This window comes from Flavobacterium sp. UBA4197 (genome assembly GCF_002379575.1).
Lineage (GTDB): Bacteria > Bacteroidota > Bacteroidia > Flavobacteriales > Flavobacteriaceae > Flavobacterium > Flavobacterium inviolabile.
Window position 1 is genome coordinate 123,441 of sequence record NZ_DFUB01000006.1, and the last position, 16,713, is coordinate 140,153.

Consider the following 16,713-nt stretch of genomic DNA (forward strand, 5'->3'; position numbering starts at 1 on the left):
AGTTATGAATGTTACTAATACAATTTCATTAGAGAAATACGGTATCGAAAATACGGTTGAAATTATTTATAATCCATCGTATGATTACCTATATAATGAAGAATTGAATCCGGAGCTAGAGGGATTTGAGAAAGGGCAGTTGACGGAACTGGGAGCTGTTAACGTGATGACGGGTGTTTTTACAGGAAGATCCCCTAAGGATAAATACATAGTTAAAGACGATATTACAAAAGATACTATTTGGTGGACATCAGAAAAAGCAGTAAATGATAATAAGCCAATTACAAAGGAAACCTGGGATGCTTTAAAGAAAACTACGGTTGACCAGCTTTCCGGGAAAAAATTATATGTAGTGGACACTTTCTGTGGAGCTAACGAAAACACACGTTTAAAAGTGCGTTTTATTATGGAAGTGGCATGGCAGGCACATTTTGTGAAAAATATGTTTATCCGTCCTACTGAAGAAGAACTGGAAAACTTCGGAGAGCCTGATTTCGTAGTAATGAATGGTTCTAAAACAAATTTTAAAGAGTATGCTGCTCACGGATTGAACTCTGAGGTTTATGTGGCATTCAACTTAACAGAAAAAATTCAGTTAATCGGCGGAACCTGGTATGGTGGTGAAATGAAGAAAGGATTATTCTCCATGATGAACTACTATTTACCATTACAGGGAATTGCTTCGATGCACTGTTCTGCTAATAAAGGTAAAGATGGTGATGTTGCGGTTTTCTTCGGATTATCCGGAACAGGAAAAACAACGTTATCAACAGATCCTAAACGTGAATTAATCGGTGACGACGAGCACGGATGGGACAATGAAGGTGTTTTCAATTTTGAAGGCGGTTGTTATGCTAAAACAATTGACTTAAGTAAAGAAAACGAGCCGGATATTTTCAATGCCATCCGTAAAGATGCGTTGTTGGAAAATGTAACGGTTGCTGCCGACGGAACAATCGACTTTAAAGATGGTTCTGTAACACAAAACACACGTGTTTCTTACCCGATTTATCATATTGACAATATTGTAAAACCGGTTTCTAAAGCTGGTCATGCTTCAAAAGTTATTTTCTTAACAGCAGATGCTTTCGGAGTAATGCCACCGGTATCTAAACTGACTCCGGAACAAACGAAATATTTCTTCCTATCCGGATTTACCGCTAAATTAGCAGGTACTGAGCGTGGTGTAACACAGCCGGAACCTACATTTTCTGCTTGTTTCGGAAAAGCATTCTTATGTTTGCACCCGACAAAATACGGAGAAGAGCTGGTTAAAAAGATGGAAGAGCATAACGCTACAGCCTATATGGTAAATACAGGATGGAACGGAACCGGAAAACGTATTTCTATTAAAGATACCCGTGCAATCATCGACAGAATCCTTGACGGTTCTATTGAAACAGCCGAAACGCAGATTGTTCCGATCTTTAACCTGGAAGTTCCTAAAGCTCTGGAAGGTGTAAATACTGAAATTCTTGATCCGAGAAATACGTATGCTGATGCTACAGAATGGACAAACAAAGCGACGGACTTAGGGAAGTTGTTTGTTAAAAACTTTGTTCAGTATACCGATAATGAAGAAGGACAAAATTTAGTTAAAGCGGGTCCGCAGTTATAATTAAATTTGCAATAATATTTTGAAAGCCATTCGTTTGAATGGCTTTTTTTTATGCGCTGATGTTGTCTGAAGATTAGTTTTTTGTTATGTTAACTATTTATTGAATCCGTAACATAAATGTAAAAAAACCGTAATATTTGTTTTGGTTTTTGTTATAAATTAGAATGATTTTAAAAAAGACAGATTTTATTTTAATAGTTAGCTGAAGAATAAATATTTTAGGGGGCTATAGTGTTGAAATTCAGTTAACTATTAAAATATTTCGCTTTTGAATAAAAAGGATACATTTTAAAAAAATATATAAATAAAGTATATGAAGCTGTCTGCAAGTGAATTGGAATTATTAAAAGCGAACTCGTTAAGCATGAGAAACGCAAGAGATATTGCCAAGCATATTGAATCGGATTATACGGTAGGCGGGATTTTTCCAAACGGGAAATCGGGTGATTTTGATACTCCGAATGTGGAGCGGTTTCAGTCGAAATGGTGTTCGTGGTGGCCTGTAGCCAGAATACTGCTAACCTTAGCCAAGATTTTTACAGGCGAAAAAGGAGATAAAGCAATTAACGCACTGATTGCACTTGGTGATACAGTGTGTGTTTAAGATAATTATCGGGTAATGTAAATTATATTCGATTTTGTTTTTTTGAGAGTTTAAAAAGAAAAAGCCTCCCATTTGGGAGGCTTTTTTATTTGAGGTTTATTTCTCTTTTGATTCTTTGTTGGCTTTAACAATGTATTTTTCTAAAGCCATGGTCATCGATGGTGTTTCCGGTGTCGGAGCCATGATGTCTACCCGTAAGCCGTGTTCCAGGGCTTCTTTTTGGGTGGTGCTTCCAAAAACAGCAATCCGGGTGTTGTTTTGCTGGAAGTCCGGGAAGTTTTTAAATAATGATTTAATTCCCGTTGGACTAAAGAACGCTAAAACATCGTAATATACGTCTTTTAAGTCCGATAAATCGCTCATTACAGTTCTGTAGAATGTTCCTGGTATCCAGTCAACTTTTAAGCTGTTCAGCGTTTGTGGGATATCAGCATTCAATTGATCGGAAGACGGTAACAGGAATTTTTCGTCTTTATACTTTTTGATTAATGGTGATAAATCAACAAAGTCTTTTTGACCAACATAAATTTTACGTTTTCTGTAAACTACATATTTTTGCAGATAGAAAGCGATAGCTTCAGATTGGCAGAAATATTTTAAATCTTCCGGAACCTTATAGCGCATTTCTTCCGCTACTCTGAAAAAGTGATCGACCGAATTTTTACTCGTAAGAATGATGGCAGAATAATTGTTTAAATCAATTTTTTGCTGTCTAACCTCTTTGGCAGGAACGCCCTCTACGTGAATAAATGGTCTAAAGTCGACTTTAATTTTCAGCTTCTGTTGAAGCTCAAAGTATGGTGAATTTTCTACTTTAGGTTCTGGTTGAGAGACCAAGATTGTTTTCACTTTCATATTAAAATAATTGTAATGCTCTAACTTTTCGTAAACCAATAATACATGAAATAATAGGGGGCTATTTCAAGTGTGCAAAGATACAAAATAAAATAGAACAGCTTGCCCAGTATTAAATTTTGATAAATTTTCAATGTAAACACATAAGTTGTTATGTTTATTATTAAAATAATAGAAATAACGCCTAATATTAGTTTTTTTGATGGGAAATTGTTGTAAAAGAGGAATAAATTGATGGGTAAAATGAGTAAACCGATGTAGGTTCGATAGTTAACTTTTTGTAAATTAAATTGCTCGTTGAACTCCTCAATGTTAAATGATGTCGCGATGATCTTTTCAATCAGGTATTTGGAAAGGATAAATACGCCCAGAAGCGTTACAATCTGTATGTAGGAAATCCAGTTGGTCTTGGTGGTATGGCCGTAATAGCTCAGGATGATCTGGATGAGAAAAGCAAAGGAAATCAGCTGGACAAAAAACATAGAGATCGTGAACCAGCTTTGCATGTTGCCGCTGTCCTTATAAATCTTTATGTATTTATCGGAAATACCGAGCCGGATGAACTCGTTAAAACGAACTTCAAAAACAGCCTTATTAATTGCAAGTAAAGCAAAGCAAACAACAAATAAAATTGTTGCCCAGTCTTTGTTTTCAACTACTCTCTCGTTAAATATTAAATCCATCATATCGCCTGTAAAAGTACTAATTTTTAAACGGAATATTTTTATTATACTTTTATTATGAAACAACCATCAGAAATAGTTTATTTTTGCAGGCAAATTTAAGTAAAAATGAGTTTAGGAGTAGTTGTCATTCCAACATATAACGAGATTGAAAATATAGAAAATATCGTGAGAGCTGTTTTCGAATTGGATGTCCCGTTTCATATACTTGTGGTTGATGATAATTCTCCGGACGGAACGGCCCGTAAGGTTGCCGAATTGCAATCGGAATACCCGGGTTTGCTGCATCTGGAAAACCGGTTCAAAAAATCGGGGCTGGGAACGGCTTATGTACATGGTTTTAAATGGGCTCTGGATAGAGGATACGAATACATTTTTGAAATGGATGCCGATTTCTCCCATAATCCTAAAGATTTAAAGCGTTTGTATGAGGCTTGTGCTGCCGGTGCGGATATGGCAATAGGATCGCGGTATATAACCGGTGTGAATGTGGTTAACTGGCCGCTAAACCGTGTTTTGATGTCCTATTTTGCTTCTGTTTATGTGGATATCATTACCGGAATGAAAATTCACGATGCTACCGCCGGTTTTATCTGTTACAAAAAACAGGTTCTGGAGCAGATCAACCTGGATAAAATTAAGTTTGTCGGGTATGCTTTTCAGATTGAAATGAAATACCGGACTTTCGTCAAAAAACTGAAGATTGTTGAAGTGCCGATTATTTTTACGGACCGGACAAAAGGACAGTCAAAAATGAGTAATGCGATTATAAAAGAAGCAATATTCGGAGTGATTACATTGCGATTGAAAAAAATGATAAACCGATTATAAGAGATAAGATTCACAATGAACAAGATATTAATAAAAAATGCGAAGATTGTAAATGAAGGCGTTATTTTTGAAGGTGATGTATTGATAGAAGGACAAATTATCAAGGAAATCGCAGAAAGTATAAGCCCTAAATCTTCTGATTGTAAAATTATTGATGCCGAAGGAAATTATCTTATTCCGGGTGCAATCGACGATCAGGTGCATTTTCGGGAACCGGGATTAACGCATAAAGGCGATATTGCTTCCGAATCGAAAGCTGCTGTTGCCGGAGGAATCACTTCCTTTATCGAACAGCCCAATACGGTTCCGAATGCGGTAACGCAGGAATTATTGGAACAAAAATACCAGATTGCAGCCGAAACATCCTATGCGAATTATTCGTTTATGATGGGCGGAACAAACGACAATCTGGAAGAAGTTTTAAAAACCAATCCGAAAAATGTTGCCGGGATAAAATTGTTTTTAGGTTCGTCAACCGGAAACATGCTTGTGGATAATGAAGAAGTTCTGGAAAAGATTTTTTCCAGTACGCCCATGCTGATTGCCGTTCACTGTGAAGATGAAGGGACAATCAAAGCGAATCTTGAAAAATACAAAGAGGAATACGGAGATGATATCCCGATGAAATTCCACCATTTAATAAGAAGCGAAGAGGCGTGCTACCTTTCTTCTTCGAAAGCGATTGAGCTGGCGAAGAAAACCGGAGCCCGTTTGCACATTTTCCATGTTTCTACCGCTAAGGAAACGGAATTGTTTACCAATAAAATCCCATTGGAAGAGAAGAAGATCACCGCAGAAGTTTGTGTGCACCATCTTTGGTTTACCGATGCCGATTATGAAAAGAAAGGGACATTTATAAAATGGAATCCGGCCGTAAAAACGGAAAAGGACAGGGATGAATTGTGGAAAGCCTTATTGGATGACAGGATCGATGTGATTGCAACAGATCACGCGCCGCATACATTGGAAGAAAAGAAAAATCCGTATACCAGCGCCCCTTCCGGCGGACCATTGGTTCAGCATGCTGTTGTGGCGATGTTTGAAGCGTTTCATCAGGGGAAAATTTCCGTGGAGAAGATTGTGGAGAAAATGGCACACAATCCGGCTAAAATCTTTAAAATCGAAAAAAGAGGTTTTATCAGAGAAGGATATTATGCCGATCTGGCTATTGTGAATCCGGGACTTCCATGGAGCGTGAAAAAAGAAAATATTCTGTACAAATGCGGATGGTCGCCTTTTGAAGGTTCGAATTTTAAATCACGAATTACCCATACGTTGGTAAACGGACAGTTAGTTTATGTAAATTCGAAGATTAAAGATATTCGTTGCGGAGAGCGTTTATTATTTGATAGATAAAATTATGAAAAAACTTCTTTTTCTTATCGGATTGCTATGTGTGGTTACTGCCTGTGAGCAACAGGTCATGAAAAAACCCGTGAATCTTATTCCGGAAGATACTATGGTCGAAATTTTATCGGATATTGCCATATATCAGGCTGTTGACGGCTATGATCCGCTGCGGATTTCCTCGAATAATCTAAAGCTGGATGATTATATCTTTAATAAGTATAAAGTCAATGCTAAAATAATTGAAGCCAGTAATAAGTACTATGCGTCCGATGTGGAAGGATATAAAAGACTGTATAATAAGGTGATTGAAAGACTGGATGAGCAGCGAAAAGCGGTAGGCGCAGAAATCGAGAAAACTACAGGTGTTCCGCCTACGGATGCAGCTAATTAGTATATTCTTTCCCTAGATTTAAAAGATATTCCTCCATGGAGATAAAAGAATAGTTCAGTTCCTGAGCTATTTTTTTATTGCTGTAAATTTCCTGTGAGTGGGAGGATTTTGATGTAGCTTTTGTGAAACTTCTGCTACGGAACAATAGTTTGGAAAATAACCAGTCCAGTCGCCAGACTATCGCTGTGAGCAGCGGACCGGCATAAACGGCAGGTCTTTTTTTACCCATGCCGTCGGCGATGGTAAACAATATTTTTTCCAAAGAAAGATTTTCTGCGACAAGCGTATAACGGTTTCCGGCAAGATCACTGTTCATTAAGGCGGTCATGATGCGGATAACATCTTCAATAGCTATAATTCCGGTTACGCCTTTTGAGTAGAATGGGAATCCGCCGGCAATTTTTTTACAAATCTGGCCGCTGCCGTTATTCCAGAAGCCGCTTCCGAAAATGATTCCGGGATTAACAACAATTACTTTTAAACCTTCCTGAGCGGCACGCCATACTTCCATTTCGGCGCCAAACTTTGTAATGGCATAATCGCCGTGGAGTTTTTCGGGGTTCCAGTCTGTTTCTTCGGTAATGAGTGTTTCGCCTTCTTTTGTGTCGCCTAAAGCAGCGATAGAGCTTACATAGCAGAGTTTTCTGACTTTGAAATCCAGTGCGCAATTGACAACATTGGCAGTGCCTTCAATATTGGTTTTGCGCAGCAATTCTTCGTCGTCCGGATCAAAAGAAATTAAGGCAGCACAATGGTACACATATTCCACGTCTTTAAAAGCTTTGCTTAAACGGGGGATATCGGTAATATCGGCTTCAAACCAGTCTATTTTTTCAAACAGGGCCGTTTGCCGGTGTTTTTCAAAAAGCTTTTTGGTGTTTTGGATATTGGAATGCGAACGGTAAATAGCCCGAACGGCCTCTCCTTTCTGAAGTAAGTCCAGAAGAAGATATGCGCCTACTAATCCGGTTCCGCCTGTTACTAATATCATAGTTACAAATGTAGTAATTATAGCAGCTTATGGAAGTAGGAATTATATTAAAAAATACAAAATTGTCAAAAAGGATGCTTCATCAAATAGTTTAATTCGATTATCTTTGTGCAAATTGATTAAAAATGAAGAATTTTATTGAAGAAGTGACTTGGAGAGGAATGCTCCACGACGTTATGCCAGGCACGGAAGAACATTTGTTGGAGCAGATGCGTGTGGCGTATGTGGGTATTGACCCAACAGCGGATTCATTGCATATAGGACATTTGGTAGGCGTAATGATGCTGAAACATTTTCAGTTGAGCGGTCACAAGCCTTTGGCTTTAGTGGGCGGTGCAACCGGAATGATTGGCGATCCGTCCGGAAAATCAAACGAAAGAAATTTACTGGACGAAGCAACGCTGCGTCACAATCAGGATGCGATAAAAGGACAGCTGTCCCGTTTTCTTGATTTTACTTCCGACGCTCCCAATGCTGCGGAACTGGTAAATAACTATGACTGGATGAAGGAGTTCACGTTTTTGGACTTTATTCGTGATGTAGGGAAGCATATTACGGTGAACTATATGATGGCTAAAGATTCCGTTAAAAAGCGTCTTTCGTCAGAATCGGCAGAAGGAATGTCTTTTACCGAGTTTACTTACCAATTGGTTCAGGGGTATGATTTCTTACATTTATTCAAAGCGAAAAACTGCACCCTGCAAATGGGAGGTAGTGACCAATGGGGTAATATTACTACCGGAACGGAACTGGTTCGCAGAAAAGAAAGCGGAAAAGCCTATGCGTTAACCTGTCCGTTGATTACAAAAGCAGACGGTACTAAATTCGGAAAATCAGAAGGTGGTAACATCTGGCTGGATGCTGCCAGAACATCGCCATACAAATTCTACCAGTACTGGTTGAATACATCCGATTTAGATGCTGAAAAATATATCAAGATCTTTACGTTTTTATCGAAAGAAGAAATTGAAACCTTAACGGAAGAACACCGAAAAGAACCGCATTTAAGAATCTTACAGAAGCGTTTGGCGGAAGAGATCACAATTATGGTGCATTCAAAAGAAGATATGGATAATGCGATTAAAGCGTCGAATATTTTATTTGGAAATTCAACTTCGGAGGATTTAAGACAATTGGATGAGAAAACATTTTTAGATGTTTTTGATGGTGTGCCGCAAGCGGAGATTGCTAAAGCGGAGATTGCATCCGGTTTAGGGATTGTTGATGCTTTAGCCGGTAAATCGGGATTCCTGTCTTCTAACGGAGAAGCAAGAAGAGCTTTAAAAGAGAACTCGATCGCGGTTAATAAGGAAAAAGTAGGAGAGGATTATTCCATATCCGATACGGATCTGATTAACGGGCAATTCGTTTTGCTGCAAAGAGGTAAAAAGAATTATTTTGTTATCAGAGCAATATAATGAAAAGGGAGCTTTAAGCTCCCTTTTTTATTTTATAAAACCATCAGATTGCATCCGCGGATATCGGAATTGTCAAAACGGCCCAATACTTCGAAGGACTGGTTGGTGTATTTTTTTCCTAAATCCTGGGTGGCGATAAAGGAGCAGGAATTGATGTTTGCGAGGTCAATGACGTTAATGCCGCCGGTTTTTCCGTAGGCAATATACGATAAGGCGTCTTCGGTATCGCGGATCAGGATATCCATCCACGGCGGGCATTCAAAAACACCATCGCCTAAAGAATATGCCTGCGATAATAATTCGGTCATACCATATTCGGAATGGATCTTTGACACGCCGAATCCTTTGCATAGGATATCGTGCAGCTCTTCCCGGATGATTTCTTTACGGCGCCCTTTCATGCCTCCGGTTTCCATGATAATGGTATTTTTCAGGCTGAAATCCTGCATTTCAATTAAATCCAGTAAAGCATAGGTAACCCCTATCAGGATGACATTCTGTCCCTGCCTGTCCAGAGTAACCAGTTTTTCAATCAGCTCGTTGTAATTGTTTAAATAGAAGCCGCTGTCAGGTTGATTGGATGCCTGTATTAAATCTTCTACCATATAGATTAATGAAGAGCCTTCCCGTTCCAGATAGGATGGTAACAGGGCTAAAACAACATAATCCTCAATGTTGCCGTAAAATTGGGAAAATCCCAGGCGAAAACTTTCTTCATAATATTGTAAGTCGGTTATCAGGTGGCGGCTGGTACTCATGCCGGTAGTTCCGCTGCTGGTAAACGTGGTCTGTATGGGTTCGGTTGAACTTAATACATCATGACTTTTAAAAAACTGTATGGGTAAAAACGGAATGTCTTGAATGCTTTTGACGTTGGTTTTGTCCTTTTTTAAAAGATTGCAAAAATCCTGATAAACACTATTGTTATCATATTGATGGCGAAAAACTTTGAGCGTTGTTTTCTCAAATTCTTTTTTGGATGCAATTTGAAATATATCGGATGTTGAGATCAAGGGAAATTCTTTTTGACAAAAATACAAAATAAAAAAGCACCAATAGAAATTGATGCTTTGCAAGGTTAAGGATTATGGAAGGCTATTTGATGATTAATTTTTTGGTTGCTGTTTTTCCTTCTTCGGTAACTTTAAGCAAATAAACGCCGCTGTTTAATTGGGAAAGGTTAACCGGGCTGTTGTTGTCGGCAGTGGTGTTTTTAACTTCTTTGCCCAGGATGTCATACATAAGAATGGATTTTGCAGCGCCGGAATCGGAAGTGATAAACAGGTTGTCATTGGCTGAAGCCGGATTGGGATATATTTTCAGTCCTTCAATAGTGTGATCGGCTGTTCCCATTGGAGTGTTGTTTACGATGGAGAAATCGTCATAATAAATATATCCGCCAACATTTGTTGCCGACTGTCTGTAGGTTCTTGCCTGAAACCTGAAATGTGTGGCGTTAGCCGGTGCGGTCAGGGTAAAACTGATCTGTACCCATTGTGCGTTGTTGCTGGAATAGGAGGTAGGGTGCAAAACGTCTCTGTTGTCTGTAAGTTCCATTTCTACGCCATTGGAGATGCTCACCCAGGAATGCCAGGCGCGGGAACGTGCTTTGGTATCGTTATCAAGAAGCCAATAGGAGATGGTATAGTTGTTTCCGGCAATAACCGGGATCAGGTCGTTAGGGCTTACGGTTTGGGTATCGTCCTGCGATTGGTGTTTTACGGCAGACAGGCCATTTTTTTTTAATGCCGGTTTCTTTTGCTATAAAATTGTTTGCAGAAAACGTTTCGGTATTTACCGGTGTAAAATTCGTTGGAGTCGTGTTGTTTGTCCAATTTTCAAAATCCCCATTTGGAATTAAATTCGTCTGAGCACTGCCCGTTAGTGCTGTTGCGATGCTGAATAAAGCGAAGTAGATTTTCTTCATGGTATTTTTATGGAAAGATACCGTATGAAAATTTGTTTTTAATGACGATAATGTAAAGCTATGTTTAAATTTTAGCGGTTTTTTGAAGATTGTACAGAAATAAAAAAAGCGCTGACAATGTCAGCGCTTTAAGAATATCTTGTTTGAAGAAATTATTTGATAACTAATTTTCTAGTTGCTGTTTTTCCTTCTTCAGTGATTTTAACGATATAAACACCAGCGTTTAAGTTAGAAACGTTGATTGCTGCTTCGTTCTCAACTTTAGTGTTGATTACTTGTTTTCCTAATACATCATAAACTGCAACTGATTTTACAGCAGTAGCGTCAGAAGAGATATAGAAGTTATTTCCGGAAACCGGGTTAGGGTATACTTTTAATCCGGCGATAGCGTTGTCAGTTAAGCTGGCAGTAGCTTGAGGAGTAACACTAGCCCAAGTGTTTCCTACTCTGATTTCGTCAATATGTGCTTTAGGAGTACCTGCTCCACTTGCAAGAGCATTTCTTAAGAAGATGTTTGCGAAAGTGTTGAATGCTGAAGTTCCTGAATTGTTTGATACAAATCCTGTTGCTGGTTCAGCTCCTCCTAAACTAGTAGGGTTTACCCATAATGTTGCATTAGTTGGTGATGCAGATTTATCATATTTTACAACTACTAAATAAGTTGTGCCAAAATTTAAATCTTGAACAAAATCAGTAAATGTAGGTGCTCCTCCGGATGTGTTTTGAATGCTTAATCTGTAATTAGTTCCTGTAGTAGAGTTGATACCTAAACGAGCACCAAAAGCAGTAGTTGAAGCTCCTAATCCGAAGAAGTAGTTAGGGGTTCCGCTTAATTGAGTGTTGTCGATAACATTGATTAATAATGAATAGTAAAGAACGTTATCAGCAGCATTTGGAGTGATTGCTCTGTTTATGTCTCTTGGAACGGCAGTATTATTTCCTGGTAATAAAATTTTATTACCTACTGAAGCTTGTAAGCCAGTATAGGATAAGCTACCAGCGATAACGTCTATTGTACCTGAGTTTCCAGAAGTATTACTTTGTGTAGTCCAGTTGTTTGCTCCGGTAGTGTCAGTTGTAGCTGTTGAATTACCTCCGACATTTTGTCCTGCTGTATAGTTAAAACTTTCGGTTAAAACGGTTTGTCCGAAAGAATAAGCACTAGCTAATAATACTAATGATAAAGTGTAAAGTTTTTTCATGTTTTGAATTGTTTTTTAAAAAGTGGACAACAAAGTTAATAAGTATTCATTAGTTATGAAAACTTTTAATGTAAAATTATGGTTAATTATTGTAAATTTTGTTGTGTTAATTATCTGATAATAAGCTTTCTTGTTGCGGAAGCTTCACCTTCTTTGATTTTTATGATATAAACGCCGGCATTTAAATTGGCAATGTTTAACTCTTTGGAATTAAGAGTGGCCTGCAAAATACGTTTTCCCAATACATCAAAAATTTCAACTTCTTTGTCCTGTGAAGAACGGGAAGTGATGTAAATCTTGTCTCCGTTTGTTGGATTGGGATAAATGTTTAACCCTTCAATTGTAGTACCAGAAGAACCTTTTGATTCCTGTGCCATCGCGGTTACAGAAAACAAAAAGAGGGAGAATAGGATAATATAAAAGTAATTTTTCTTCATGTGTACAAATATTGTATAAAGATACAAAAAAAGTTCAAAATTTATGCCAAAAAAATATCCCTCTTAAAAAAGAGAGATATTTTTCTGAAAAAGATTATTTTTTATATGGATTAGAAACCGATAGCCCATCCTGTTGCCCAGCTTGGTGCTGCTGTTCCGTTTCCAGCTCCTGTTGCAGTAGTTGAAGTTGTAAATACAGCATTCACATCTGCACTTGAAGCATCCGTTTTCTTACCTTTTGAGTTTGTTCCGATTCCGTCGAATTTAACGTTAGTAGCTTTTAAAGTACCGTTAGCAACGTAAGCGATAGTTTGATCGTGCTCTACATCGAAACCAACTTTGAAATCTTTTATAACCAGGTTGCTGAACATTCCTTTAGTACCTCTTCTTAATTTTAATGCCTGGTTTTCGGTATAGATGTTTGTATCCGCAGTACTTCCAGGTCCGATTAAAGTAAGGTTAGCGATTGTAGGGTTAGAGTTTGGATTTGCGTCAAAGTTGAACTCATAGTTGTCTGCTTCGATACCTCTGTTTCCTTTTCCGAAATCAATTTTACCATACCAGTTTGTGTTTGTTCCGTTCCATCCTTCTGTCCAGTCAAACTGATCGTCTTCGTTTCCGATAGATACTAAGTTTGAAGTGTTAACAGTTCCTCCGAAGAATTCGAATCCGTCATCAGCACCGTGGTAAACCTCTACATTTTCAACTACAGTTCCGGAACCTACACCGAAGAAAGAAATTCCGTTGAATTCTTTTTCTGTGTTAAAAGCAGCTCCGGAATATTCTACTCTTAAATATTTAATTACACCTGAATTATCAGTAGCAACTGTACCACCATAAGTTAAATCAGCAACTTCTGATTGTGCAGTAACAGTACCTCTGTTAATCGGAGCTTTACCACAAATTACTAAACCTCCCCAGTCACCTGCATTTTTAGTAGCTAAACCGCTGGTCATGATAACCGGGCTGCTTGCTGTGCCTAAAACGTTGATTTTACCACCTTGAGCAACTGCGATATAAGCAGATGTTCCTCCAGTGCCTTCAATTCTTGTTCCAGCAGGAATTGTTAATGTAGCACCGTTATTTACTTGAATTTTACCTGTAAGCTTATAAGTTACACCAGCAACTAAAGTTACCGTACCATCATTGATTACTCCTTTGAAATCGTTTGCATTAGCAACGAAAGAAGAAGATGGCTGGGAGTTATTGTTGTTATCGTCATCAGAAGAAGAACAACCTGTTAAGATCCCTGCAGTTACTGCGAAAATTCCAAATAATTTTACAATCGATTTTTTCATTTTTTTTCTAAATAATTTTTTAGTTATGTCTTGATGCAAAAGTGCTCTGATTTTTCTGGAAACAGGTTAAGCGATTATCAATGTTAGATTAACTTATTTTGTCCTAATTATTAAGAGAATGTTTCTTGTGTTAAGTAATCTTGCTGCAAATAAAAAAGGAGCACGATCGTGCTCCTTTGTGTTTCTGTATTGTTTTCTTAAAACTGGTAACTAACGTTAAAACTCAGGTTCAAACCTTTAGTATAAGTTAATAATGTGATGTCGCCGTTATCGTTTTCCTGAACACGTTCGATTTTTGGATTTAACAGGTTTTTTGCAGTGAAACCAAAACCTAAGTTTTTGTTGATTTTGGATTTCAGGATAAAGTCCAGTGTGCCTACGGCTTTGTCAACCTGGTCGCCTCTGTAGTTTGTTCCGATAGCATAAATCCTGTCTGAGAAATACGAATAAGCCAGAGTTGTGGAAACATTCGCATTTTTATTATCCCATTCTTTTAAGAATGAAATATCAGCATTTAACAACAATGGAGAAGCTCCTGTAAAAGCGCTTTTAGCGTTTGTGAACTGTACCTGGTATCTTGTTTCGTTCTCAACCTTTGACGTATTCAGGTCCTGGGTTGTATACATATAAGAAGCGTTTACGCCTGCTGTCAGCTTTTTAGTGTTGTTCTCACCGGATTCAAAAATTAACTTTCTGAATTCTGCTTCGGCACCGGCTACATAACCTCTGTCTCCGGTATTGATAAAAGAAATATCGTTAGTAGAAGAAGCGATCGTAACTTCGTTGATAGGATTAACAATATATTTACCAAAAGCAGTGAAAGATAGTAACTCGTCATTTTTAGGGAACATTTCCCATTTTAAGTCTAAGTTATAGTTGTCTGAAGGATATAAATCCGGGTTACCGATTTTTACCTCTGTAACATCTTCATAGATAAATAAAGCTCTTTCTTTAAATTGAGGAAGTGTATAGGTTTTGCTTAATCCCAAACGAAGATTCTGCTTTTCGTTCAATTCGTATTTCATGATTAAATTCGGTAAGAAAGTCACTTTATCGAATTCATCTTTGTCACCGGTCGGGTCAAGCTGTGTTTTCCAGTTTACTTTTTGGAAAATATACTCGGCACGTAAACCTAAAACCGCAGTAAGCTTGTTGCTGAATTTGTACTCGGTATTTAAGAATCCTCCGTGAATAATCTGCTCTCCGGAATATTTTTGAGGATCCAGGGCATTGCTGATTTCTGAGTTTCCAATGAAGGTACTCACGTTAAAGTAACCATTGTTCAGGTTTTGCTGGTTGTAAAACAAATCCAGGTTGTCAGGATCAACAAGAGTACCCAGATAAGGACCTTCCGTTTTGAAGTTGAACTGTGTAGCTTTAAAATCTCTGTTTTTAAAACGACCGTTATACCCTAATGTGAATTTTCCTTTAAAATCACCTTCTCCATCTTTTTTGAATTTATAGTCAACAGCGGCATTGGCAACGGTTTCATACTCTTTCAATCTCTGGAAATAACGGTGGTTGTCCGGTTTTGATTTACTGATCAGTACATAACCTTCGTCAGTCTTTTTAAAAGAATTGTACATTCTGTCCGGTGTATCGCCTGTGATGTTGTTTTGGGCTACACCCCAGTTGAATTTTGAACGGCTGCTGATCGTGTGCTCTCCCAATAACTGATTTACAAAAAGGGTGTTTTTAACATATTGGGAACGACGGATCAAACCATTTCCGGTATCTTCCAAATCGGCAACATATCCGAAATACTCATCTTTAACCTGGCTGGAAGAGTTGATGAACAGGGAGTTGAAACTGATTTTGTGGTTGTTGTTTATTTTGTAGCCAACATTTACCAATCCGGTGGTGTTGGTGTTGTAACCCATTGAAGTATAGGTTTTGAAATTTTTGTTGATCAAACTTCCGTCACCGCTAACGCTTCCTTTTGCGCTACCGTTTCTTTTGGAAGTATATTCATTACTGAAAGATCCGGTTGCGAAAACGCTTAATTTTCCTTCTGCTCCGATGTCGAATGATTTACCTCCGGAAATTCCGAATGATCCGGCTACCGGAGTTTTACCTTCCAGCTGCCATGACTGAAAATCGTAGGCAGCAATTGTTTTCGGATTCGCCTGATTGCTGAAACCAAAGCTGTTTGGTCCTTTCTGCAGGCTGAAATTGTCCTCTGCCAGTGCGTTCGTGTTTACATTAGAACCGATGTCCAATTTTAAAAATCCTTTACCTTTATAGTCTTTCGATACGATATCTACGTTACCTCCGGCAAAATCTCCGGAAACTTTTCCGTTGTATACTTTGTCAATAGATACATATTCTACAATGTCTGTAGGGAAAATGTCCAGTTTGATATTCTTTTTTTCCGGATCGTTTGAAGGAATCGGCAGGCCGTTCATGGTGGTGGAGTTGTAACGGTCGCCCAAACCTCTCACATAAATATTCCCGGAACCTTCCTGTTTGGTGATCCCTGTGGTTTTGGTTACAGCTGTTGCCACATCGCTAACCCCTTTTCGGGATAATTCCTGCGCTCCGATACTCTGTTTTATTTCAATTGCTTTTTTCTGTTCTACTAATAAAGCACTTTCTTTCTGACGGCTGGTTTCTATTTTAAGAACAACATCTTCCAGTTGTACTCCGTTTGCACCAATTGCTTTGTCAATGGTTTTTGTTTCTCCTGAAGCTATTTTAAAAGGCACTTCAGTAGTTTCGTAGCCTAAGAAGGCAATCATCAAAATGTGATTTCCTTCCGGAACACTCAGACTAAAATTACCTTTTTCGTCTGTACTTGCTCCAATTGTTGTACCTTTAATTGTTATACTGGCAAAAGGTAACGGTTCATTGTTCATTTCTTTGTCTGTAATGGTACCCTTGACAGTTCCCTTTTGTGCGAAGGCAAAGACCGTGAACAATAATGTTGTTAATAATAATTTAAATTTCATTGTGTGTTTATTAAATTTTGTGCAAAGGAACTTGGTGAGCGTTAACTTGAGGTTAGTGACTTGTTATGCTTTTGTTGGGTATTTATTACTAAAACGTTAACAGATTAAATAATCGTTAACACATGTAATCGTTTTGTATTATCTTTACCTTTACAACCCG

At 38.2% G+C, this 16,713-nt stretch carries 16 protein-coding genes; 6 read left to right on the top strand and 10 right to left on the bottom strand.

Annotated elements, in window-relative coordinates; translation table 11 throughout:
* The first annotated feature begins 4 nt into the window (after positions 1 to 4).
* On the top strand, positions 5 to 1,618 hold the full coding sequence (gene pckA / locus B3394_RS03180) for a phosphoenolpyruvate carboxykinase (ATP) (RefSeq protein WP_177730255.1): 1,614 nt from the start codon (positions 5 to 7) through the stop codon (positions 1,616 to 1,618).
* Between the two features lie 313 nt (positions 1,619 to 1,931).
* Positions 1,932 to 2,222 carry a hypothetical protein gene (locus tag B3394_RS03185; protein ID WP_177730253.1) on the top strand — a complete coding sequence of 97 codons (291 nt, stop codon included), beginning with the start codon at positions 1,932 to 1,934 and terminating at the stop codon, positions 2,220 to 2,222.
* Between the two features lie 96 nt (positions 2,223 to 2,318).
* On the opposite strand, the gene B3394_RS03190 is transcribed toward B3394_RS03185, so the two are convergent.
* Both B3394_RS03190 and B3394_RS03195 read right to left on the bottom strand, forming a co-directional pair.
* Positions 2,319 to 3,077 (bottom strand): uroporphyrinogen-III synthase, encoded by a 759-nt coding sequence (locus B3394_RS03190; protein ID WP_177730251.1) that lies wholly within the window; start codon positions 3,075 to 3,077, stop codon positions 2,319 to 2,321.
* 20 nt (positions 3,078 to 3,097) lie between these two features.
* Positions 3,098 to 3,763 carry a DUF4271 domain-containing protein gene (locus tag B3394_RS03195; protein WP_177730249.1) on the bottom strand — a complete coding sequence of 222 codons (666 nt, stop codon included), beginning with the start codon at positions 3,761 to 3,763 and terminating at the stop codon, positions 3,098 to 3,100.
* A gap of 105 nt (positions 3,764 to 3,868) precedes the next feature.
* Here B3394_RS03195 and B3394_RS03200 point away from each other — a divergent pair, with 105 nt between their 5' ends.
* The 3 genes from B3394_RS03200 to B3394_RS03210 are packed head-to-tail and all read left to right on the top strand — an operon-like array spanning position 3,869 to position 6,332.
* Positions 3,869 to 4,591: a polyprenol monophosphomannose synthase gene (locus tag B3394_RS03200; RefSeq protein ID WP_273244479.1), complete on the top strand. Its 723-nt coding sequence runs from the start codon at positions 3,869 to 3,871 to the stop codon at positions 4,589 to 4,591.
* A 15-nt stretch (positions 4,592 to 4,606) separates the two neighbouring features.
* Entirely contained in the window at positions 4,607 to 5,947 is a 1,341-nt protein-coding gene (locus tag B3394_RS03205; protein ID WP_177730245.1) for a dihydroorotase, read from the top strand.
* Positions 5,948 to 5,951: 4 nt separating this feature from the next.
* Entirely contained in the window at positions 5,952 to 6,332 is a 381-nt protein-coding gene (locus B3394_RS03210; RefSeq protein WP_177730244.1) for a DUF4296 domain-containing protein, read from the top strand.
* Here the strand turns inward: B3394_RS03210 and B3394_RS03215 are convergent.
* Positions 6,325 to 7,323 (bottom strand): NAD-dependent epimerase/dehydratase family protein, encoded by a 999-nt coding sequence (locus tag B3394_RS03215; RefSeq protein ID WP_286912889.1) that lies wholly within the window; start codon positions 7,321 to 7,323, stop codon positions 6,325 to 6,327. The genes B3394_RS03210 and B3394_RS03215 overlap by 8 nt on opposite strands.
* Positions 7,324 to 7,448: 125 nt before the next feature.
* Between B3394_RS03215 and tyrS the strand changes: the two genes are divergently transcribed.
* On the top strand, positions 7,449 to 8,741 hold the full coding sequence (tyrS, locus tag B3394_RS03220; RefSeq protein WP_286912891.1) for a tyrosine--tRNA ligase: 1,293 nt from the start codon (positions 7,449 to 7,451) through the stop codon (positions 8,739 to 8,741).
* Positions 8,742 to 8,773: 32 nt separating this feature from the next.
* On the opposite strand, the gene B3394_RS03225 is transcribed toward tyrS, so the two are convergent.
* The 7 genes from B3394_RS03225 to B3394_RS03255 all read right to left on the bottom strand — a co-directional run bounded on the left by B3394_RS03225 (position 8,774) and on the right by B3394_RS03255 (position 16,553).
* Positions 8,774 to 9,754, bottom strand: a complete 981-nt coding sequence (locus B3394_RS03225; RefSeq protein WP_273244484.1) for an acyl transferase — start codon at positions 9,752 to 9,754, stop codon at positions 8,774 to 8,776.
* Between the two features lie 82 nt (positions 9,755 to 9,836).
* A complete protein-coding gene (locus tag B3394_RS03230; protein ID WP_286912893.1) occupies positions 9,837 to 10,298 on the bottom strand; it encodes a T9SS type A sorting domain-containing protein in 462 nt (153 codons plus the stop codon).
* A gap of 121 nt (positions 10,299 to 10,419) precedes the next feature.
* Positions 10,420 to 10,668, bottom strand: coding sequence for a hypothetical protein (locus tag B3394_RS03235; RefSeq protein WP_286912897.1), 249 nt, complete (start codon positions 10,666 to 10,668; stop codon positions 10,420 to 10,422).
* Between the two features lie 152 nt (positions 10,669 to 10,820).
* Positions 10,821 to 11,870, bottom strand: coding sequence for a T9SS type A sorting domain-containing protein (locus B3394_RS03240; RefSeq protein WP_273244488.1), 1,050 nt, complete (start codon positions 11,868 to 11,870; stop codon positions 10,821 to 10,823).
* A gap of 110 nt (positions 11,871 to 11,980) precedes the next feature.
* Positions 11,981 to 12,307 carry a T9SS type A sorting domain-containing protein gene (locus B3394_RS03245; RefSeq protein ID WP_177730231.1) on the bottom strand — a complete coding sequence of 109 codons (327 nt, stop codon included), beginning with the start codon at positions 12,305 to 12,307 and terminating at the stop codon, positions 11,981 to 11,983.
* A gap of 110 nt (positions 12,308 to 12,417) precedes the next feature.
* Positions 12,418 to 13,605: a hypothetical protein gene (locus B3394_RS03250; RefSeq protein WP_286912901.1), complete on the bottom strand. Its 1,188-nt coding sequence runs from the start codon at positions 13,603 to 13,605 to the stop codon at positions 12,418 to 12,420.
* A gap of 197 nt (positions 13,606 to 13,802) precedes the next feature.
* The gene (locus B3394_RS03255; protein WP_177730227.1) at positions 13,803 to 16,553 is read right to left on the bottom strand and encodes a TonB-dependent receptor; all 2,751 of its coding nucleotides are present in this window, start codon (positions 16,551 to 16,553) and stop codon (positions 13,803 to 13,805) included.
* Between the last annotated feature and the right edge of the window lie 160 nt (positions 16,554 to 16,713).

What these genes read in the sequence shown, in the direction of transcription:
- B3394_RS03210 (WP_177730244.1), top strand. Translation starts at nt 5,952, where the DNA reads ATGAAAAAACTTCTTTTTCTTATCGGATTGCTATGTGTGGTTACTGCC.
- B3394_RS03185 (WP_177730253.1), top strand. Translation starts at nt 1,932, where the DNA reads ATGAAGCTGTCTGCAAGTGAATTGGAATTATTAAAAGCGAACTCGTTA.
- pckA (WP_177730255.1), top strand. Translation starts at nt 5, where the DNA reads ATGAATGTTACTAATACAATTTCATTAGAGAAATACGGTATCGAAAAT.
- B3394_RS03230 (WP_286912893.1), bottom strand. Translation starts at nt 10,298, where the DNA reads ATGGAACTTACAGACAACAGAGACGTTTTGCACCCTACCTCCTATTCC.
- B3394_RS03255 (WP_177730227.1), bottom strand. Translation starts at nt 16,553, where the DNA reads ATGAAATTTAAATTATTATTAACAACATTATTGTTCACGGTCTTTGCC.
- B3394_RS03195 (WP_177730249.1), bottom strand. Translation starts at nt 3,763, where the DNA reads ATGATGGATTTAATATTTAACGAGAGAGTAGTTGAAAACAAAGACTGG.
- B3394_RS03205 (WP_177730245.1), top strand. Translation starts at nt 4,607, where the DNA reads ATGAACAAGATATTAATAAAAAATGCGAAGATTGTAAATGAAGGCGTT.
- B3394_RS03245 (WP_177730231.1), bottom strand. Translation starts at nt 12,307, where the DNA reads ATGAAGAAAAATTACTTTTATATTATCCTATTCTCCCTCTTTTTGTTT.
- B3394_RS03215 (WP_286912889.1), bottom strand. Translation starts at nt 7,323, where the DNA reads ATGATATTAGTAACAGGCGGAACCGGATTAGTAGGCGCATATCTTCTT.
- B3394_RS03200 (WP_273244479.1), top strand. Translation starts at nt 3,869, where the DNA reads ATGAGTTTAGGAGTAGTTGTCATTCCAACATATAACGAGATTGAAAAT.
- B3394_RS03235 (WP_286912897.1), bottom strand. Translation starts at nt 10,668, where the DNA reads ATGAAGAAAATCTACTTCGCTTTATTCAGCATCGCAACAGCACTAACG.
- B3394_RS03190 (WP_177730251.1), bottom strand. Translation starts at nt 3,077, where the DNA reads ATGAAAGTGAAAACAATCTTGGTCTCTCAACCAGAACCTAAAGTAGAA.
- tyrS (WP_286912891.1), top strand. Translation starts at nt 7,449, where the DNA reads ATGAAGAATTTTATTGAAGAAGTGACTTGGAGAGGAATGCTCCACGAC.
- B3394_RS03240 (WP_273244488.1), bottom strand. Translation starts at nt 11,870, where the DNA reads ATGAAAAAACTTTACACTTTATCATTAGTATTATTAGCTAGTGCTTAT.
- B3394_RS03250 (WP_286912901.1), bottom strand. Translation starts at nt 13,605, where the DNA reads ATGAAAAAATCGATTGTAAAATTATTTGGAATTTTCGCAGTAACTGCA.